Source organism: Cardiobacterium sp. (assembly GCF_057314735.1).
Map to the genome: position 1 here is coordinate 15,076 of NZ_DBHKZK010000069.1, position 20,871 is coordinate 35,946.

At 58.8% G+C, this 20,871-nt stretch carries 15 protein-coding genes and 1 pseudogene; 8 read left to right on the plus strand and 8 right to left on the minus strand.

Annotation, left to right across the window (positions count from 1 at the left end):
• Nucleotides 1-68 precede the first annotated feature (68 nt).
• From ACO54Z_RS10370 to ACO54Z_RS10380, 3 genes are all read left to right on the plus strand, one after another.
• On the plus strand, nt 69-896 hold the full coding sequence (locus tag ACO54Z_RS10370) for a toxin-antitoxin system YwqK family antitoxin (RefSeq protein WP_485996939.1): 828 nt from the start codon (nt 69-71) through the stop codon (nt 894-896).
• 271 nt (nt 897-1,167) lie between these two features.
• Nucleotides 1,168-1,839, plus strand: a complete 672-nt coding sequence (locus tag ACO54Z_RS10375; RefSeq protein WP_485996940.1) for a toxin-antitoxin system YwqK family antitoxin — start codon at nt 1,168-1,170, stop codon at nt 1,837-1,839.
• 525 nt (nt 1,840-2,364) lie between these two features.
• Nucleotides 2,365-2,994, plus strand: a complete 630-nt coding sequence (locus tag ACO54Z_RS10380) for a rhomboid family intramembrane serine protease (protein WP_485996941.1) — start codon at nt 2,365-2,367, stop codon at nt 2,992-2,994.
• 29 nt (nt 2,995-3,023) lie between these two features.
• Here ACO54Z_RS10380 and ACO54Z_RS10385 read toward each other — a convergent pair whose 3' ends face one another.
• The 5 genes from ACO54Z_RS10385 to ACO54Z_RS10405 all read right to left on the minus strand — a co-directional run bounded on the left by ACO54Z_RS10385 (nt 3,024) and on the right by ACO54Z_RS10405 (nt 12,586).
• Nucleotides 3,024-4,619, minus strand: coding sequence for a nitrous oxide reductase family maturation protein NosD (locus ACO54Z_RS10385; RefSeq protein ID WP_485996942.1), 1,596 nt, complete (start codon nt 4,617-4,619; stop codon nt 3,024-3,026).
• 144 nt (nt 4,620-4,763) lie between these two features.
• On the minus strand, nt 4,764-6,674 hold the full coding sequence (nosZ, locus tag ACO54Z_RS10390; RefSeq protein ID WP_485996943.1) for a TAT-dependent nitrous-oxide reductase: 1,911 nt from the start codon (nt 6,672-6,674) through the stop codon (nt 4,764-4,766).
• Between the two features lie 170 nt (nt 6,675-6,844).
• The gene (locus tag ACO54Z_RS10395) at nt 6,845-9,193 is read right to left on the minus strand and encodes a 4Fe-4S binding protein (RefSeq protein ID WP_485996944.1); all 2,349 of its coding nucleotides are present in this window, start codon (nt 9,191-9,193) and stop codon (nt 6,845-6,847) included.
• 142 nt (nt 9,194-9,335) lie between these two features.
• Nucleotides 9,336-11,498 carry a hypothetical protein gene (locus tag ACO54Z_RS10400; RefSeq protein WP_485996945.1) on the minus strand — a complete coding sequence of 721 codons (2,163 nt, stop codon included), beginning with the start codon at nt 11,496-11,498 and terminating at the stop codon, nt 9,336-9,338.
• A gap of 53 nt (nt 11,499-11,551) precedes the next feature.
• Nucleotides 11,552-12,586, minus strand: a complete 1,035-nt coding sequence (locus tag ACO54Z_RS10405; RefSeq protein ID WP_485996946.1) for a threonine aldolase family protein — start codon at nt 12,584-12,586, stop codon at nt 11,552-11,554.
• Between the two features lie 157 nt (nt 12,587-12,743).
• On the opposite strand from ACO54Z_RS10405, the gene ACO54Z_RS10410 reads away from it, so the two are divergent.
• Nucleotides 12,744-14,114, plus strand: a complete 1,371-nt coding sequence (locus tag ACO54Z_RS10410; RefSeq protein WP_485996947.1) for a hypothetical protein — start codon at nt 12,744-12,746, stop codon at nt 14,112-14,114.
• A gap of 114 nt (nt 14,115-14,228) precedes the next feature.
• Nucleotides 14,229-14,372: a hypothetical protein gene (locus ACO54Z_RS10415; protein WP_298080759.1), complete on the plus strand. Its 144-nt coding sequence runs from the start codon at nt 14,229-14,231 to the stop codon at nt 14,370-14,372.
• Nucleotides 14,373-14,401: 29 nt separating this feature from the next.
• Here the strand turns inward: ACO54Z_RS10415 and ACO54Z_RS10420 are convergent, their stop codons facing one another.
• Together ACO54Z_RS10420 and ACO54Z_RS10425 are read right to left on the minus strand one after the other, a co-directional pair.
• Nucleotides 14,402-15,199 carry an alpha/beta hydrolase gene (locus ACO54Z_RS10420; protein WP_485996948.1) on the minus strand — a complete coding sequence of 266 codons (798 nt, stop codon included), beginning with the start codon at nt 15,197-15,199 and terminating at the stop codon, nt 14,402-14,404.
• Nucleotides 15,200-15,286: 87 nt separating this feature from the next.
• Nucleotides 15,287-16,669 (minus strand): Na+/H+ antiporter family protein, encoded by a 1,383-nt coding sequence (locus ACO54Z_RS10425; RefSeq protein ID WP_485996949.1) that lies wholly within the window; start codon nt 16,667-16,669, stop codon nt 15,287-15,289.
• 181 nt (nt 16,670-16,850) lie between these two features.
• On the opposite strand from ACO54Z_RS10425, the gene hisD reads away from it, so the two are divergent.
• The 3 genes and pseudogenes from hisD to ACO54Z_RS10440 all read left to right on the plus strand — a co-directional run bounded on the left by hisD (nt 16,851) and on the right by ACO54Z_RS10440 (nt 20,394).
• Nucleotides 16,851-18,143, plus strand: a complete 1,293-nt coding sequence (gene hisD / locus ACO54Z_RS10430) for a histidinol dehydrogenase (protein WP_485996950.1) — start codon at nt 16,851-16,853, stop codon at nt 18,141-18,143.
• A 161-nt stretch (nt 18,144-18,304) separates the two neighbouring features.
• Nucleotides 18,305-20,148 (plus strand): annotated as a pseudogene (locus ACO54Z_RS10435) (iron-containing alcohol dehydrogenase).
• Nucleotides 20,149-20,157: 9 nt separating this feature from the next.
• Nucleotides 20,158-20,394, plus strand: a complete 237-nt coding sequence (locus ACO54Z_RS10440; protein ID WP_485996951.1) for a hypothetical protein — start codon at nt 20,158-20,160, stop codon at nt 20,392-20,394.
• 29 nt (nt 20,395-20,423) lie between these two features.
• On the opposite strand, the gene ACO54Z_RS10445 is transcribed toward ACO54Z_RS10440, so the two are convergent.
• Nucleotides 20,424-20,552: a hypothetical protein gene (locus ACO54Z_RS10445; protein WP_485996952.1), complete on the minus strand. Its 129-nt coding sequence runs from the start codon at nt 20,550-20,552 to the stop codon at nt 20,424-20,426.
• Nucleotides 20,553-20,871: the final 319 nt, after the last annotated feature.

The window sequence follows — 20,871 nt, forward strand, 5'->3', positions numbered from 1 at the left end:
CGCGCGTAGCGGCGTAAAGCAGCTCAACCCCTTCCGCTGACACTTTTTCTCACCGCACCGGAGAACCCATGACCTTCCCCACCGGCTACGCCAACTTCTACCACAGCGACCAAGTCGCCATCCAGCCCGTGCGCTTCCAGAATCCCTACGGCACCGGCATCGCGGGTAACCTCGTCCTGCCCCAAAACCGCCACGGCAAGGCAAAAGTTGCAATGACCCGACAAAACAAAATTCTGACACTCCTGCTTGCCCTCGCCAGCCCCGCTGCCTTTGCCTGTAATCCCGCAGAAGGGTCGGGACAGTGCGGCTATCTCGGTGCAGACGGCATATACAGCTCGCGCATAGAGGCAGACGCGTCGTACCAAAGGCTCTACAACCAAAACACCTACGTCGAGCCCGCGCCGATGTACATCCCGCCACCACCCCCGCCGACCCACCACTGCACCGCCCGTGCAGAAGGCGGCGAGCTTTGCGCCGACACCCGCCCCGGACGCATGGGCAGCTCGTACAGCACCAACGCCGCCGGAGAATTTGACGACCTCATGGTGGAAAGCTACCCCGACGGCACCCCCAAATTCATCGCCACCTACCAGAACGGCAAGCGGGAAGGCAAAAGCACCTTTTTCTACCCGGACGGCAACATCCGAAGCGTCATGTATTACCAAAACGACGAAATACACGGCTCGGTGCAGCACTATCACCAAAACGGCACGCTGAGAAGCGACATGACCTACTGCAACGGCGAAGCCTGCGGCGAGGAGCGTGATTATGACGAACAAGGAAACCTCATAAGAATCATCCGGTTCAACGCCAACGGCGACGCCGAAAGCGTGCAGGAAATCAGCCCCGGCAGCCAACCGCGCGGCACGGCGAAAAAATCCCGGCGGAAAGCGTAGAGAGGCAGCAAACCATCCGCCGCGCGACAAAACCGGAACACTTTATAGCGATGCGTAGGGTGTGTACCGCAGGCACGCACGCGGTTGCCGATGCAAAATCCCCCGCGTGCGTGGCGGCTGCGCCGCCACACACCCTACGCCCAGAATCCGCCATAGGGTGCGCCCGGCGCACTGTTCGGGGCATAGCGACGGTTTTGCGGCTACAGCGACGCGCCTTGTCTGCAACTTTCGGTGGATGGCTATACCCCCGCCCCCAACACAAGGAAACCCCATGATCAAACAAAGCAAAATCCTGACACTCCTGCTTGCCATCGCCAGTCCTGCCGCATTAGCCTGCAATCCCGCAGAAGGATCGGGACGATGCGGCTTCATTGATGCCTATGGCGGCTGGGTAGGTACAAAAACCGAACAGACCGAGTCGTACCAAAGACTCTATAACGAAAACACCTACGTCGAACCCGCGCCGGTGTACAGGCCGCCGCCACCCCCGCCGACCCACGACTGCACCGCCCGCGAAGGCGGCGAAACCTGCTTTGACATTCGCCCCGGACGCATCGGCAGCTCATACAGCACCAACGCTGCCGGAGATTTCGACGGCCCCATGGTTGAAAGCTACCCCGACGGCACACCGAAAAGCATCACCAACTACCGCAACGGCGAGATGGCAGAAAGCACCCACTACTACCCGGACGGCGCCATCGAAACCGTCATGCCCCACCAAAATGGCGAAATACACGGTATTGTCAAGCACTACCGCCAAAACGGCACGCTGGAATACGAAATACCCTTTTGCAACGGTGAAACCTGCGGCGAACAGCACAACTACGACGAACAAGGGAATATCGTCAAAATCACCCGCTTTGACGCCAACGGCGACGTCGAGAGTGTGCAGGAAATCGCCCCCGGCAACAGCGCGAAGAAGAAGCCCCGACGCAAATCCTGAGTGGCACAGGTCGGGCATTTATGCCCGACCCACCGAAAAAAATCCCGCCGAAATACCCCCTCCCCCGCAGGGCGAAGCCCGCAGCGAGGGAGGGTTGGGGAGGGGGTAAGCAATTATTGATAAGCCGAAATTCCAATTTCCAATGTTTCAATTGTTTGCTGCCCTCACCCCAACCCCTCTCTCGCTGCGCGAGCTGTCCCAGTCCCAGAGGAAAAGGGGCTGATCCGCCGAATTGTAAACACGCCCTAACTGCCCCTACGGGCTTTGCTCTGCGAAGAAGGGGCTGTTCGGTTGGCGTTTCGACATTGTTTGTAGGATGTGTGGCGACGTAGCCGACCCGCATCGTATAGCCATCCTCACCAACGATGCCCGCTCCAGCGACTTCTCGCAACATACGCTGCGCGTATTTTGCAGGGAACGTTTTTTCACGCTCTGTATCATTTTGGATACGCCAAAATGCTGAATCTGATAGCATAGCGCCTCGTTGTTTTTATGAAAAATATAGCCCGAGTCTGGATAATCACTGTGGACAGATACCGTTCTTATGACCCCTCGCCGGTATGGATGCGCGCCGGGTGGGTAACGTGGCTGATTTTGGGGGCGTGTGTCGTGGTGACGCTTGCTACCTGGTTCGGCTCAAACCGCCTTACCGACTGGATGCGTTGGTCAACAGCGGATATCTCTGCCGGTCAGTGGTGGCGCACCATCACCCCGGCGTTTCTTCATTTCAAGGCGTTCGGCTCAATTTTTACTCATATCCTGTTTAACTGCCTGTGGTGGCTGATGCTCGGCGGGCTGATTGAATGGCATGAGGGTTCGTTACGCCTTATCCTGCTGTTTTTGTTGTCAGCGCTTGTTGGCAATGTTATCGGCGGCTTTTTTTATGGCAGTCATTATGGTGGTCTTTCCGGGGTCTGTTTTGCACTGGTAGGCTATGTTTGGCTGCGCGGTTTTGATGTGCCGGAATACCGTGCGATGGTGCAAACGCAGTTGTTTTACGCTTGTATTGCCTTCATGCTCGCCGGTTTTGTCGGCCTGGTTCCGGGGATGGCGGACTGGGTTCACGCGGCCGGTCTGGCAACCGGGCTACTGGTCGCCTCGCTGTTTCGCCTCGCGCCGCGATACCGGCGCTGGTTGCCGCAGCGCAGTGAATAAATGGGAAAGCCCGCGGTTGCGGGCTTTTTTTATGGGTTTTGCGGCGGATTCATCAGCGGATAGCTGTCCACCACGCCGCCGGGGTGGATGGCGGGGAATTGTTGTTGCGCGTATTTGAGCAGTTGTGCCGCCGGGCTGTTGATGAGGATTTTCGCGTTCGGCGCGCGCCACAGCACCTGGTCGAGGATGTTGTTCGGGCGATAGGGCAGGTCGGCGATGCCATCGCCGTTTAAGTCAAAGGCGCTGTTGTCGCTCCAGTAGTTGCCCTGGCCGTCGTGCGACCATTCGTGGTAGCGCGTACCGACGTACATCACCTGCGTCTGGTTGTCGATGAAGCTGTTGCGGTAGTTCTGGTTGTCGGTGGAGCCGGCGGTGCTGTGGATGCCGAGGGTGCAGTTTTCAAAGTGGTTGTCGTGGAAGGCGTTGCGGTTGGCGTTGTAGAGGAAGACGCATTTGTTTGCGCGCTCGATGCGGTTGCCGTGGATTTTGGCGTCGTTGACCGCGTTCAGCATCAGCCCGTGTTCGCGGCTGTCCTGCCCGCTGTTATCGCGCACGGTGATACGGTTGGAGAACATGATGACGTAGGCGGATTCCAGGTTTTCGGTGTGGTTGTGCGCGACTTCGCTGTCTTCGGTGTACATATAGTGCACGCCGAAGCGCATATTGCGCATGGTGTTGTTCTCGAACAGGTTGTATTTGCTGTTGGTGACGTAGATGCCGTCGCGGCCGCCGCTTAGGGTGTTGTCGCGGATGATGGTGTGCGGGCTTTTCCAGATTTGGATGGCGTTGCCCCGGTCGTTTACCCGGCCTTCGTTTTGGCCGATGACGGTGTTGTGTTCGACCAGCGCGTTTTCCGGCCCCCAGATGTAGAGGCCGAAAAGGTTGTTTTCGGCGCGGTTGTGATGGATGTGGGCACGCGCCGCCTTGCGGTCAGCGAAGATGCCGGAATCCATGTCGAACTGGCTGTTGCCAGAGCGGCGCACGGTGAGGTGTTCGATGGTGCTGTCCGGCGCCTTGAGGTGCAGCACTTTGCCTTTGCCGCCGCCGTCAAGGATGGTGTCGCCGTTTTGGCTGCCGCTGAGGGTGATTGGCGTGTTGATGGTGTAGTTGCCCTGCCAGACACCGGGGGCGAGGGTGATGTGGTCGCCGGGCTGGGCAGCGTCAAGCGCGGCTTGCAGGTCGTCGCCGGGGTGCAGGGTGATTTCGGTTTGGTGTGGGGGCGGGGCGGGTTCGGCGCTTGTTTGGGCGGTGGTTTCGGTTGGGGGGGCGGGTTGTGCGGGCTCGGCGCTTGGTTGGGCGAGAGTTTCGGTTGGGTGTGCGGGTTGTGCGGGTTCGTTGCCGGATTGGGGAGCGGTTTCCGCTTGGAATGCGGGCTGCGCGGGCTCGGCGCTTGGTTGGGCGACGGTTTCCGCTGGGGGCGCGGGTTCGCTACCGGGTTGGTGGATGGTTTCGGTTTGAGATGCGGGCTGCGCGGGTTGGTCGCTTGGTTGGGAAGCGGTTTCGGTTGGGAGTGCAGGTTGCGCGGGTTCGTTGCCGGGTTGGGGCAAGGTTAGGGCGTGGGCGCTCTGGATAAAATTTACGGCGATGAGGATCGCCGTCAGAGTTTTGGGGTTGGTATGCGTCATGGTTTTTTCATGGCTGTCGGAATGTGGCGTTGTCGTTACGCGAGGTTTTGTATCAATTCGTAAAAACCGCCCGTTTGCTGTAACGGGCGGTTATGCTCGTTTCTCGCTAGCCGCCCCTACGGGGCTGACGTTATTGTCGCGGGTTTATGCCTTCGGTTTGACCAGCATCCGGCCGGACATTTCCATGTGCAGCGCATGGCAGAACCATTGGCAGTAGTACCAGTGGACGCCGGGGCGGTCTGCCTTGAAGGTGACGGACGAGGTCGCCTGCGGGCTGATTTCCATCGCGATGCCGTAGCCTTCGAGGGTGAAGCCGTGGGTGAGGTCTTCAATCAGCTCTTTGTTGGTGACGTAAACGGTGACTTCGTCGCCTTCGTTCACTTCAAATTTCGGCAAGCCGTAGGCGGGCGCGGTCGCGGTCATGTACACGCGCACTTTGTTGCCGTCGCGCACGATTTGGTTGGCGGTGTCGAGGTCAACGCCGTCTTTTTTCGCCTGTTCGCGCGCTTCTTCCCAGAATTTGTCGTCGCGGTTCCAGATGCTGACCGGGTTCACCTTGCTGCGGTGGACAATGATCATGTCGTGCGGTTCGGCGAAGCTGGGGCCGTCGTGCACGAGTTTCATTTTCTCGCCGGAGATGCTGATGAGCTGGTCGTTTTCCGGTTTGAGCGGGCCGACGTTCAGGAAGCGGTCTTTGGAGAATTTGTTGAGCGAGACGAGCCATTGGCCATCAGCTTCTTTGGTTTCGCCCATCGAGGTGTGGTTGTGGCCGGGTTGGTAGTGCACGTCGATTTTGTCAATGATGGGGTCAACGTCTTCGCCTTTGTATTTGCGAATGGCCTTGTCAATGTTCCATTTGACCATCTGGCTGTCGATGAACAGGGTGGTGAAGGCGTTGCCTTTGCCGTCAAATGCGGTGTGCAGCGGCCCCAGGCCAAGTTCGGGTTGGGCGACGACGAGGTCTTTCGCTTCGATTTTGTCATCGAAGAAGTCGTCGAGTTTGCGCACGTCGATGACGGTGACGGTCGGCGAGAGTTTGCCGTTCAGCACGATGTGGATGCCGTCCGGTGCGGCGTTACAGCCGTGCGGCGAGTTCGGCACCGGGATGTAGCGGGTGTATTTGGAGCCGTGTTTGCCGTCCAGTACCGGTACGCCATTGATTTCTTTGAAGTCGCCGTTTTTCACGCCTTCTTCGATGCGCTTGATGTTGAAGACGACGACCCAGTCGGTTTCGCTGGAGGACATTTCGCCGACGTCCAACCCTTTTTCGGAGTTGTAGCAGGTGGAGAAGGCGTATTTGCCCTGGTAGTCGGCGTCCATGTTGTCAAGGTTGCCGTCCACCAGCACTTGCCATTTGACGTCCATGGTGTCGCCGTCAATGGCGGTGAAGGCGGTCCAGTAATCTTCCTTGGCGTTTTCGGTATCCAGCACTTTCTTGCCGTCGTTCGGCCACGGGATGATGTGCTCGCCGTTGGCAAAGACGTAGCCGGTTTTCGGGTAGCGCTGCGGGCGCAGGCCGTGGATGGCGGAGACGTTCGGGATTTCGACTATCGCGTCGCATTTCATTACGTCGCAGCGGATGCGGCCAACGCGGGTGTTCGCCTTGTCGTTGACGAAGATATAACGACCATCATAGGTGCCGTCGGTGAAGGACATGTGCGGGTGGTGCAGGTCACCGTTCATGTAGATGCCGCCCTTGTCTTCGAGGAATTTTTTGGTCTCCGGCAGCATTTTTTCGCGCATGATGCGGCGGCTTTCGTTGGTACGGCCCCAACCGGTGGCGCCGCAGTAGTTGAAGACGGGGATGCGCATCAGCTCGCGCATGGACGGCATACCGAGGATGCGGACTTCACCAGACTGGCCGCCGGAGTTGAAGACGTAATATTCGTCCAGGTCGCCCGGTGCGACGTGGTCAATCGCCTTGCCGGCTTCTTCGGCGCTGGCGCTTTGTGAGGAGGCGAGCAGGCCTGCGCCGCCCGCGACGGCACCGCCGGTGGCGACCGCTGCGCCGAGGAATCCGCGACGTTTCAGTTTTAATTGGTTGTCTTCTGACATGATGATTCTCCAGTTTAGAGGTGAAGGAAATATACATACAGGGGAGCGCTCCCCATGTATCTATAGCAATCCACGCAAAGCCCTGTACGGTGTTGCGCCGCCTCGCCGTACTAATTTGTACTGTCTTCGGCGGCGCGCCTTGTACAGAGCTCCGCGTGTATCGCTATAGTTCAGCCGGTTGCCCCGCTGACGGGTGACTCGCCACCGACCGGTTTCAGGGCAACTTCGCCGCTGCGGATGGCTTCCACCCGTTTTTGCCGCTCCGCCGCTTTCTGTGCCTTGGCGATTTCCAGCAGCAGGTGCATACAGCGGGACTTGTCATGATACAGCACCTGACAGTTCAGGCACTGGATACATTCATTCTCGTTGATATTGCCTTCGGGGAAAATCGCCTCGACCGGGCAATCCTGCGCACATTTCTGGCAGGGATTACCGCATTCCTGATAGCGCTTGAGCCAGTTAAAGAGGCGCAATTTGGCGGGAATGGCAAGTGCCGCGCCCATCGGACACAAATAGCGGCAATAAAAGCGCTCGATAAAAAGACCAATCAACAGCAGAATCAGGGCAAAGGCGACATACGGCCAAGCGCGGCCAAATTTCAGAATAATACTGGTTTTGAATGGTTCGACTTCAGCCAAATGCTCCGCCAGCCCCATATCGTACAAAGAAAAACCAAAAAGCAGCAGGAAAATAATATATTTAATCGCCGTCATCCGTTCATGCACCTTGAACGGAAACTTGAATTGCCGCACGCCCAATTTCTGCGCAATAAAATTGGTGAGCTCCTGCAATGCACCAAACGGACACAACCAGCCGCAGAAAAAGCCGCGATTCCACATCAAGGCACCAAAAGCGGTGGCACTCCACAGAATAAAAATCACCGGATCCATCAAAAACGTATTCCAGTTAAACTCATGATGGACGAGCGAATTGGTAAAAGTAAGGACATTGACCACCGACAATTGCCCGTTCACCGATAATTGCGCACCGAGATAACCGCCGAGCCAAAAGAAAGTAAAAGTAAGATAGCAAATGCGGAACGCCTTGTAAGCGCGCGGATACGAAGTAATCCATTCCTGCAACATAAAAACGCAGACCAGCACAAAAATCGCAAAGGACAATACCGCAATCTGCACCGTCTTGTCTTTCCATGCCTGGCGCGCAATCTTCTCCTGCACGCTGGATTCGCCCGCATCGGCGGCGACCGCCCCGCCATTATCGGCGGCGGCAACCACTTCCGGCTGTGGCGGCGCGGGCGGCGGCTCAACATAATCCGGATTGGGAATCTGCTTCAAATAAGCGGCGGGCAGGCTGTAATCCATATCGTAAGTAATGAACGCCTTTTCCCGCGCAGCGGTAGCGCGCTGCACCAGCAGCTCCAACTGCCACGGCCGCGCCACATCCAGCGTCTGCTCCTCCGGCACCACAAACAACGCGATTTCCGGGAAACGCGGTGCACCCTGGGCGAGAATATCGCCGAGGCGGCGGTGATTGCGGTCGCGGAAGTGAAAACCGCCGCCATCCTGCTTCAATTTCAGCCGGTCAAAAATCCCGCCGCGCACATAACCCGAACCCTTGAACGAATAAAGCCCTTTACCAGCGACGAGAATCGCCTGCTGATTCGGTTTCAACTGCTTCTGCAACTGCTCATAACCGGCATTGCCGAGCAAACTGCGACCAATCGACGGCACCGATACCGGCGCATAAAACATCTCGATAAATTCATCCTGCGGATTACTGCTTTCCGAATGCTCCGCCGCTTCCGGGTGTTTCGATTTGGCAAAAGCCTCATTGACCTCGCCGACGGTCAAATGAAACGAACGCACCGCGCCATTGCCGGTCAATTCCTGCCAGGAACTGACCTTTTGATTATCCATATCCACTACCGACAATTCCTTCGGCTGCGCGGGCGCGGCATTATCGCCTTCGCCGCCCTGCATCGCTTTCGCCGCAGCAATCGTCGAACGGGCAATGGTTTCATTAATCACCATCACCGTTACCGTCGCGCCGCTAATGACATCCGGCGCCTCCTGATTCATGCCATCGCGCGGATAATTGCGCCCGGAATAGGCATCAATATAAGCATTGACCTTTTCCACCGGAATACCAATCAGCACAATCGGCTCCGAATGCTTGACCAGCTTCGCCTTTTTAATGGTGAAATCCTTGTCCACCGCAATCATGATATGAATCGGCTTGCCGGAATAACCGCCGGACGGCACATAATTTGAGTTCAGGAAAACATAGCCGAGCACTTCCTCGCCCTTGAGCACCGGCACGATGGGCGGATTGTCCTGAATCGTGCCGTAGCCGGTGGCATCGGGGAAAAACTCGGTCGCCGGTACCTTGCCGGTGAACTCCTGCAAGGAGCCATCGCTATGAAACAGCGCCGCGCGAAGCTCCTTCGCCGTCGGCATTGGCGCCGCCAGCGCGGACTGCACAAAAAATAATGCGGCAGCGACCACCGTCGCTACCGCGAGACGCCGCAACAAAGTGCTGGCGAAAGCTAACTGTCTCATGATTTCCCCACTTGATTATTGCCTTTATTGGAGTGGGGGCATTCTAACAAGACCTTCATTCCGGCGGCTTGATGAACATCAAACCTCACGCAAATCCTCGCATTTCCTCACAAAGATTTCGTGTTTGGATGCCATGCCGTTATCAGGACGCAAAAAGTCTTTTTTTGCCGCGCCATTTTTTTGCGCCCGCGCCAATCAGGCCCATCCCCAACAGGGCAAGCAGCGGACACCACCAGACGAAGCGCCAGGTATAAGGAAAGTAATTCAATTTGAGTATTCCCTCGCCCATCGGCGGCACGGTTACTTTTGTCAATACGCCACTGTCATCCTGCTCGACGGGCAAATAGATGCCATTGATTTTGGCGTAATAGCCATGCCACCACACCCGTGGAAAAATGAGGACGATTTCCCGGTCGTCATGGGCGGGCAATTTGATTAAATCTTTATTGTTGGTATGGCGCACCGTTTCGATGGCGATATCCGCAGGGAACACAAAGGGCTGATGATGTTTCCAGGTGGCGGTTTCCGCAAAGGGCATGGAAACAAATACCCGTTCATCTTCAACAAATATCGTTTCGCGATAGCCGCAGGCGAGCAAGGCAGATTTGTATTTTTTGAATTGGGTTTTTTCCATGGAGATGGTACTGATCTGCATCAGCCTGGCCAGGCAGGCGCCGTATTGTCGGGTATGCAGGATATGATCCAATGACGGCTCCGCTTCAAATAAACCGTGGGTAGAATGGTAAGGGAAAACTTTTTGCAGATAGATATTGCCCACCGGAACGTAACCATTCACCGATTTGATGTCATAAAAGCCAAACTGGGCAGACATTAATTTGTCCAGCCGGTTGGCATCATCAAAAATGCCGGTCAGCGAAAGCATATGACCATCCAGATTGATACGCGGATTTATCGCAATGCGCTCTGGCGGTGTGGTGAAAGAAACGTATTCCCTGCCCAATGTGGGTTGTCCAGAGAGCATCACGAGCAGCACCACCACGGGAAAAGTGAGCAGCAAATACGGTTGCCGTTTTTCCAGAAAGTCAAAGACAAACGGTAGGATTAAAAACAGTAGCAAGCAAGAAAGCTGCACATAAGGCAGGTGCTCCTTGAATCCGACTGAGGTGAAAAGGGCGATGAGGAAAGAGACCAATATGGTCAGCAAATAGGGTTGGAAATGGCGCACGGGGTTGCCCTTGTCCAGCACATGGCACACCAGCAGCCCGGTTGCCATGCTGAGAAAGGGCAGCAGCCGGAACGGCCAGCGCAACGGGCCAAACTGGGAGGGCATTTGTGTCAGCAGGAAGTAACACAGGAGCATTGCTGCCAGCAGCTGTGTGGTTGAATCTTTTTGCCAAAGCGTCTTGCCATCCCTGAAGCAAAGCGCCAGCGGCAGGAAAATGACAGAAAATCCAACCGGAATGCTTAACAGCCGGTAGCCATTAAAGTAATGGATAAAATCATAGAACGTCGGATTAAAGCCAAATACAATGCTCGAAAGTGTCGGACGGAGGAAATTGTCTGTATTGTAAATCTCGGAAACGCGCTCTATCATCGTTGCCGAATAAAGGTATTCCGAATAGATGGGTACGGCCATCAATAGCGCCAGGATATTGACCAGCACGACCATGCCGTTGCCCAGGCGGCTCTCAGCTTTGAACCCTTCCGTAATCAGTATGAGCAGGGCGAAGGTGGCATAACCAATGACGCCGTGCGGCCAGCCGGATGCCAGCAAACAGCAGACGGAAAGGAAATGCAGCAACAGGGCTATGGGCGAAAATCGCGTTTTGGCGAGCAGGAATGTGGCAATGGCGGCAGTTGCCCAGGCCTGACCATTGGCCGCATTCCACCAGCCGGGGGCATATTGGTAGAGAAAGACGGGATTGATGGCGACAAAGGCGGCAAAAAGCAAGGTGTAAGGCCGACTAAGACGGAAATGTTCGGCGATGGTAGTGGCGGAGAGGGTAATCAGGAAAAGATTGCAGAATGCCATAAACAGGCTGGTGAGCTGCAAATTGTGTGTCTTGTATGCCAAAATGCTGGCAATAATATTCTGCGGCAGGAACAGTCCCCGATCCAGCTCGATAACCGAATTGCCGCCCAAATACATACTTTCTACAATCAGCGGTACCAGCCCGCTGCTCCAGCGTTTGCCATATTGGGTAAATGAACCGAGCATTTCGTTAATGGCATCGTCAATGATGAAAAATTGGGGTTCAAAGCAGGTGCAAATATAGATGACGAGAATGCTGTACAGTGCGGAAAAGATAATTTTATGTAAAGGCGACAGGTTGTCGGTATTCATGGGCGAGATTCCGGGTGGCTAGGACAGGGCTGTGCGGGCGGGCAACAGGGGCATTATTTGGGGGCAATGGCGGCAATCAACTCGCGCACCTCCGCCGCTGTGGTCGCCCAACTGGTGCAGTAGCGCACGACGTGGCGGTCGCCATGCGCCTGCCAGTAGGCAAAACCAAATGCGCGCCGGAAATAATCGGCCTGTTCGCGCGCCAGAATGGGGAATTGCTGGTTGGTGGACGATGCCCCGTAGAATTCCACGCCTTGGGCGGCAAAGGCGGCGCGGATGTCGCGCGCGTAGCCAATCGCCGCCGCGCAGATGCGCTGGTAGAGGCCGTCGCGCAGCAGCACCTCAAACTGGATGCCGAGCAGTCGCCCTTTGGCGAGCAGGCCGCCGCCGCGTTTCATCATCGCGCGGAAGTGTTCTTTATAAAGGTCGTTGCTGATGATGACCGCTTCGCCAAACAGCGCGCCGCACTTGGTACCGCCGATGGTGAAGGCGTCGCAGAGCGCGGCGAGGTCGGGCAGCGACACGTCGCTGACGCCGGGGGCGAGGGCGTAGCCGAGGCGCGCGCCGTCAACAAACAGCGGCAGGCGGTAATGGCGGCAGGTTTGCGCGATGGCGGCCAGCTCCGCGCGGCTGTAAACGGTGCCGAGTTCGGTCGGCTGCGACAGGTAAACCATCCCCGGCTGCACGATATGCTCCTTGATGCCGCTTGCCTGCCAGTAGCTTTCCATGAAATCGCGCAACTGCGCCGCATCGAGCTTGCCGTCTGCTCCGGGCAGGGTCAGCACCTTGTGGCCGTGCGCTTCCACCGCGCCGGTTTCATGGGTGGCAATGTGGCCGCAGTCGGCGGCAATCACCCCCTGCCACGGGCGGAGGATGCTGGCGATGACGGTGGCATTGGCCTGCGTGCCGCCGACGAGAAAATGCACGTCCGCCGCCTCATCGCCGATGAGTGCGCGGATGGTTGCCCGCGCGGCGTCGCAGTAAGGGTCGAGGCCGTAGCCGACGGATTGTTCGAGGTTGGTCGCGGCGAGCGCGTCGAGAATCGCCGGGTGGCAGCCCGCGAGGTAGTCGTTGCCAAATTGCGCCATGAGGTTCTCCGGTTGGGGTTGAGGGGCGACATTTTACATACAGGATAGCGGGGAAGGTGTATGTATAGCCATCCACCGAAAGCCTCATACGGTGTTGCGCCTGGTACAGCACTTTGGGAGCATTGCCATAAATCTGATGACATCACCCGGAATCGCCATGCACAAAACCCTCCTCCTGACCGCCCTCGTCTGTGCCGCCGTCCGCGCGGAAACCGTTGATGGCGCCCGCCTGCCGTTTTTCCCCGTCCTGCCCGCCGTGGACATTCATGTGCTGCCGCCTGAGGCGGGCAACAGCCCGCGCCGCCTCGTCCCGGAAGCGTTGCTGCGGCACGTCAACAACATTGAAATCATCGCTGCGGACACGCCCGTTGCGGCGGCGCAGATGGACAAACGGCACGGCACCGTTATCGTCGCCGGGCAACGGCAATGGTTGCGGCAAATCGCCGCGCTGCCGCTGACGCCGGTTGCGCCGCCGCCGCATGACCGCGCCGGTTATGCGCTGCGGTTGCGCAAAGACCTGCGCCCCATCGCCACTATCGCCCTGCAAAAAGTCGGTGACGGCGGCTGGTTCGTCTTCCTGCCGCCCGCCCGCACCGCTTACCGCCTCACCGACCCCGGCGGCACGCTCGCACGCCTGCTCGCATCGCCCGCCGCGCCGCTGCTTCCCTGGGATGAAGTGCCGGTCGTGGTCAGCGAGGCCGACAAGAACGATGCGGTGAAAAATGCGTTTTCCGCGCTGCGCGACGAGCGCAAACCCCAGGATTACAGCGAGGCGGAGCGGGAGCGGATGGCCGTGGCGCGCCTGCGCCTGCGCGCGCTCTACCAGCGGCAAATCGAGCCCGGTTATGCGGACATCCGCTATCAGGCGCCGGATGGCACTTTCTTTCCCCTGAGCGAGGAAGACCTGCGCACGATGGACGAACGGCAAACAAGCGATTGCCAGTGGCGGGAAGAAATGGCCTTCCCCTGTCAGGCGGAGCAGCTCATTGCGGGCAAGGAACAGGCGGCGGGCGGCTATCTGCAAGGCGAACGCGAGATGACGCTGGCGATGCTGGCGCCATACGCAGGCGGCGATACCGTGCCGCTGTTGCCGCCGGATGTGTGGCAGGCCGCCAACCAGATGGATACCCGCGAGCGCGCCTTTGTCAAAGACGATATTTTTGACCGGCCGGGCGCCGTTTCCATGCGCTGCTTCGGCCCGCTGCCGCATCTCGCGCCGTGGGAGCTGCTCCGGCCAGGGTTGGCCCGGCTGAAGCCGCAAACCGCCCCGGTGCTGCCGCCGGACATCGCCGCGCTGCCGATGACGCCGCTCAGGGAAAAACTCTCGCTGACCCGCACCGACATCAGCTACGGCTTCGCCCTGTTCCGGGATGGCCGCTTCATCGCCGCGCGTGCGCTCATCATGCACCGCTCCGGCAGGCATTGGCTGGTGATTGACCCCGTGCATGACCGGAGCTATTACCTCAACGACCCGGCGCAGCGCCTGCGGCAGCTTTTCACCCGCGATACCGTTGTCACCTTTCGTTAGGGCAATTCGGCGGCATGGAGAGAATTGTAGGGTGGGGCTTGCCCCACCATTGCATCCGGGCGCTTCGTGATGGTGGGTCAAGACCCACCCCAACCGACGGGTTGGGGAACACTGTTGACTACGCACAGAATCCGCCATAGGGTGCGCCTCGGCGCACCATCCCGCTTTGACGCCAACGGCGACATCGAGAGCGTGCAGGAAATCGCCCCCGGCAGCCAACCGCACGGCGCGGCGAGAAAATCCCGGCGGAACCGTTGAACGACGCCTGGAGCGTGGCGTCGCGCGAATTACCGCGCGCTCTGTTCGCTGTGAAAGACGAAATGCTCGCGGATATGCGAGTGGACGAAATAGAAGCTGTGGTCGTAGCGCGGGTGCCAGTTAATCCAGATTTCACCGCGGGCGATGCGAGTGGCGACGGTCGCCTCAAACAAATCGAGGCGGATTTTGCTGCCGAGATGGTCGTCGTCGCTGCCCTGGTCAATCCATAGCGGTAGCGGCGGCGCATCCGGGTGCGCGGCGTACCAGTCGTTCGGGTCGAAATGTTGCGGCAGGTTGAAGCGCGCGAGGTGTTCGTCGCCCCACGGCGTACCCATGAAGGCGAGCCACGGCGCCAGCGCCGAGGCGCTGTGGTAGCTGCCGGGGTGCGTGCGCGCGTGATAGATGGCGAGCGTGCCGCCGAAACCGTAGCCCATGATGCCGCGACCGGGCTTGAGCGCGAAATGCGCGGCGAGGACGGCGGGCAGTTCGTCTTGCAGATAAGCGGCAAGCGCCGTGTGTTCGCGCGCGTACTGGCCGGTGCGGGCGATGTCGTCGCCCTGATAGACGTTAAACAGGTCGGGAATGACGAGGATGGTGTCGTAGCGGTTGGCGTAGCGCTGGTAGTCGCTTTGGCTGGCGACGAGGCGGGCGTTGGTTTGCAGCCCCGGCAGGTAATAGAGCACGTCGCAGGGGCGCGCTTTGCCGAGCGCGGAGAGCGGCAGGTAGATGGCGAGTTCGAGCGGACGATGCAGGGTTTCGGCGTAATGGCGGTAGAGGTGCTGTTCACCGCTGAAGCTGGTGTGTGATGCGAGCAGTTCGAGGGTCATGGCGGATTCCGGGTGCGGGTTCGGCGGCGATTATAGCGGGCAGCGCAGAAAAAAACGCCGCATCCGCGGCGTTTCCAGCAGGCCGGCTCACAGTACTAGCGCGGCAATCCAGCCTGCGATGAGCAGCGGGATGTTGTAGTGAATGAAGGTCGGGATGACGGAATCTTTAATGTGATTGTGCTGGCCGTCAGCATTGAATCCCATCGTCGAGCCGAGGATGGTATCGGAGGCGGGTGCGCCCGCATCGCCGAGAACGCCCGCAGTGCCGATGATGGCGACGGTCGCCAGCGGCGAGAAGCCCATGCGCGCGCAGATAGGTACATAGATGGCGGCGATGATCGGCAGGGTAGAAAACGAGCTGCCGATGCCCATTGTCACCAGCAGGCCAACCACCAGCATGACCAGCACCACCAGCGAGCGGTTGTCGCCAAAGAAGGCGACGCTGTCGCGCACCAGCGGCTCAATGCCGCCTGTCGCATTCATGATGGCGGCAAAGCCGTTGGAGGTGATGATGATGAAGGCGATCATGCTCATCAGGCGGATGCCGTTGTTAAACACGGTATCGGCCTGCTGCCAGTGAATGACGTGCGTCACCATGAAAATGGCAAAGCCGGTGAGACCGGCAAGGATGAGCGAACCGCTGTATTTCTGCACGAGGAAAGCGGCGATGACGGCAGTGAGACCAATGATGATGTTGAGCGGCTTGACTTCTATCTGTTCCGCCGCGCCTTCCACCGGCAAATCCTGATAATCGCGCGGCTTGCGGTAGCTGTAGAAGACGGCAATGGCCAGCCCCGCAACCATGCCGAGCGCCGGAATGGCCATCGCCTGATAGATGCTGACGCCGCTGACGTCCATGCCGACCGGTTTGCCGAACTTGTCGATATTGGCCATCAAAATCTTGTTGAGATAAATATCGCCAAAGCCATAGGGTACAAACATATAAGTACACACCAGCCCGAAGGTAATCACACAGGTGAGCATCCGGCGGTCAAGGCGAAGACGGTTCATCACCACCAGCAGCGGCGGCACAATCAGCGGGATGAAAGCGATGTGAATCGGCACGAGGTTCTGGCTCATGATGCTCATCGCCAAGAGGGCGATGATAATCAGCCATTTGATGCCGCCCCCCTTGCCGTGCTGCGCGCGGGCGACGATAACATTGGCCATCGCCTGCGACAGCCCGGAATAAGAAATGGCGACGGCAAACGCGCCCAACACCGCATACGACAACGCGGTCGTCGTGCCGTCGGCGATGCCCTCCTCAAACACCTTGACCAGATACTTCAGCTTGAGAATGGCATCGGGCGTGGTCGCCCCCGCATCCGGGAACGCGGCGAGGATGGTCTCCGCCGGAATATCGGCAACCATGCCGCCGATAAAGGCGCTGATGATGAGGCTAAAAACAACGTGCACGCGCGCCATCGACAAAATGAGCATCAGGCCGACGGCAAGAACAACGGGATTCATGATGAAAACTCCTCAATACTTCATATAACGGGAGAGAGTGTAGCGGGAAAGCAGCGGATTGACAGATTTATTTACAAAGCGGACAAAGAAAGCTGAATAACCCCCAAGAACCCGGCCAAAGCGGCAAAACCGGCGCCCGCGCCCGCTATAATGCGGCGTTCACCCGTTTACGAGACATCCCATGAAAAAACTCAACTCACGCGACACCGACTTTCCGCAAGCACTCGCCGCACTGCTTGCCTTTGAAAATGCACAAGACCCTGCGGTAGAACGCGCCGTCGCCAACATCTGCGCCGATGTGCGCCAGCGTGGCGACGCGGCGCTGCTCGAATACACCAACCGCTTTGATGGCACCAACGCGCGCAGCATGGCAGAACTCACACTCAGCCAGGACGACCTGCAACAAGCCCTCGCCCGCCTGCCCGCCGCAACACGCGACGCCCTGCAAACCGCCGCCGCGCGCGTTGAGGACTACCACCGCCGCCAAAAACAGGAAAGCTGGCACTACACCGACGCAGACGGCACCCTGCTCGGCCAACAAATCACCCCGCTCGACCGCGTCGGCATCTACGTCCCCGGCGGCAAGGCCGCCTACCCCAGCTCCGTCATCATGAACGCCATGCCCGCGCACGTCGCCGGCGTGGCAGAAATCATCATGGTCGTGCCGACCCCGCGCGGCGAGCGCAACGACATCGTTCTTGCCGCCGCCCACATCGCGGGCGTCAACAAAATATTCACCATTGGCGGCGCACAGGCCATCGCCGCCCTCGCCTACGGCACCGAAAGCGTGCCCGCTGTCGATAAAATCACCGGCCCTGGCAACGCCTACGTCGCCGCCGCCAAACGCCGCGTCTTTGGCGTGGTCGGCATCGACATGATTGCAGGCCCCTCGGAAATCCTTGTCATCGCCGACGGCAGCACGCCCGCCGACTGGGTGGCTATGGATCTCTTCAGCCAGGCCGAACACGACGAAATCGCCCAGGCCATCCTCATCAGCCCCTCGCAGCGCTACCTTGACGACGTCGAAGCCGCGATGCAGCGCCTGATAAACGATATGCCACGCCGCGCCATCATCGAAGCCTCGCTCACCAACCGTGGCGCGATGATACTGGCGCAAGACCTGGACGACGCCTGCGCCATCGCCAACCAGATTGCGCCCGAACACCTCGAACTGTCCGTTGCCGAACCCGAAACCTGGGCGAGAAAAATCCGCCACGCGGGCGCCATCTTCATGGGCGGCTACACCAGCGAAAGCCTCGGCGACTACTGCGCCGGGCCGAACCACGTCCTGCCGACCAGCCGCAGCGCCCGCTACGCCTCGCCACTGGGCACCTACGACTTCCAGAAACGCAGCAGCCTGATACAAGTCTCGGCGGCAGGCGCGCAGAAACTGGGTAAACCCGCAAGCATCCTCGCGCGTGGCGAAGGCCTCACTGCCCACGCCCGCGCGGCAGAAATGCGGCTGAAAGACTAAAAACCTGTTCAAAATCCCGCACGCATGGTGCGCGACGCGGGGCGATTTCCCATCGCAATTGATATAAATTTTTTATGAAATGCGCCGGGGAAACTGCATGACATAGGTCATGTGGTTCATTCTGCAACCATGACTCAAGGAGACCCAATATGGCGGAACCCATGACCGACAAACAGGCCGAAGCGGCGGCGCAAGTGGATGCGCTGGTGCGCAATGCCTTGAAAGCCCTGGAGGAATTCCGGGAACTGAATCAGGAACAGGTCGATTACATCGTTGCCAAGGCCTCGGTGGCGGCGCTTGACCAGCACGGCGTCCTTGCCAAGCACGCTTTTGACGAGACGCAGCGCGGCGTGTTTGAGGACAAGGCGACGAAAAACCTGTTCGCCTGCGAGCACGTTGTCAACAATATGCGCCACACCAAGACGGTCGGCGTGATTAGTGAGGATGAAGTGAGCGGGCTGACGCTGATTGCCGAGCCGGTCGGCGTCGTCTGCGGCATTACCCCGACCACCAACCCAACTTCAACCGCCATTTTCAAATCGCTGATTGCGCTGAAGACGCGCAACCCGATTGTCTTCGCCTTCCACCCCTCGGCGCAGGAAAGCTCGAAGCACGCGGCGCAGGTGGTCTATGACGCCGCCGTCGCCGCGGGCGCGCCGAAGCACTGCATCCAGTGGATTGAAAAGCCGTCGATGGAAGCGACGCAGGCGCTGATGAACCACGACGGTGTCGCCACCATTCTCGCCACCGGCGGCAACGCGATGGTGCGCGCCGCTTATTCCTGCGGCAAACCGGCGCTCGGTGTCGGCGCGGGCAACGTCCCGGCGTATGTCGAAAAAACCGCCGATATTCGCCAGGCGGCGCACGATTCGGCTTCCTCCAGCGCGTCATCGAACAATTGCACCTGCGCCGCAACGAAGTCGTCTATACCGTCTTTGCCGACGTCGAACCCGACCCGGATATCACCACCGTGCGCCGCGGTGCCGAAATCATGAAAAGTTTCGCGCCGGACACCATCATCGCCCTTGGCGGCGGTTCGGTAATGGATACGGCAAAAGTCATGTGGATGTTTTACGAACAACCGCAAATTGATTTCCGCGACCTCGTGCAAAAATTCATGGACATCCGCAAACGCGCCTTCAAATTCCCCGAACTGGGCGAAAAAGCCAAATACGTCGGCATCCCGACCACCTCCGGCACCGGCTCGGAAGTGACGCCGTTCGCGGTCATCTCCGACAAAGAGCACAACCGCAAATACCCGCTGGCCGACTACTCGCTCACCCCCAGCGTCGCCATCGTTGACCCCGCCTTCGTCATGACCGTGCCGGCGCACGTCGCCGCCGACACCGGCATGGACGTGCTCACCCACGCGGTAGAAGCCTACGTCTCCACGCTCGCCAACGACTACACCGACGGCCTCGCGCTGCAAGCCATCAAAATCGTCTTCCAGCACCTCGAACACTCGGTAAAAACCGCCGACTTTGAATCGCGCGAAAAAATGCACAACGCCTCGACGATGGCGGGCATGGCCTTTGCCAACGCCTTCCTCGGCATCTCGCACTCGCTCGCGCACAAAATCGGCGGCATCTTCCACACCGTGCATGGCCGCACCAACGCCATCCTGCTGCCCTACATCATCCGCTACAACGGCACACGCCCTGCGAAAACCGCGACCTGGCCGAAATACAACTACTACCGCGCCGACGAAAAATACCAGGACATCGCCCGCTTGCTCGGCCTGCCAGCAGCGACGCCGGAAGAAGCGGTCGAGAGCTTCGCCCGCGCGGTGTACGACCTCGGCGAGCGCGTCGGCATCAAGATGAACTTCCGCGAACAGGGCATCGACGAAGCCGCGTGGATGGCCGCCGCCGAAGAAATCGCCTACCTCGCCTACGAAGACCAATGCTCGCCTGCCAACCCGCGCCTCGCGGTAGTCAGCGACATGAAAGAAATCCTCGAAGACGCCTACCACGGCTACCACGCCCGGCCAGGACGGATTAAATAACCGCCCGACGTGCGCAATTGCAAAAAACTGCCCTCCGGGGCGGTTTTTTGTTACCGGGTAGGGCAGCACGACGACCATCCTGGCAACAAAACCCGCCCCAATCTGCTTGAGGCGACCGTCGCCAATCGCATCGCCCGCAGTGAAATCTGGATTAACTGGCACCCGCGCTACGACCACAGCTTCTATTTCGTCCACTCGCATATCCGCGAGCATTTCGTCTTTCACAGCGAACAGAGCGCGCTGTAATTCGCGCGACGCCGCGCACCAGACGTCGTTCAACGGTTCCGCCGTTTTTTTTTCGCTGCACCGCGCGGTTGGCTGCAAAAGGGTATTTCGTATTCCAGCGTGCCGTTTGGGTAGTAGTGCTCGACGATATCGTATATTTCGTCGTTTCGGTGGGGCATGACGGTCTCGATGGCGCCGTTCGGGTAGTAGTGGGTGCTTTCCTGCCATCTCGCCGTTGCGGTAGTTGGTGATGCTTTTGGGTGTGCCGTCGGGGTAGCTTTCAACCATGGGGCCGTCAAATGCTCCGGCGCTGAACCGCCCCAAGAAATTAGGAGGGAACCCTATCTGTGAGAGGATATCCCCATGAAGAAAAAACAGCACCCCCAAAATACACCCCCGAAGTGCGCAAACGTGCCATCCGGCTACTCGAAGAAATCCGCGCGCAGCATCCTTCCGACTGGTCTGCCATCCAGGCGATTGCTTCCAAAATTGGCTGTA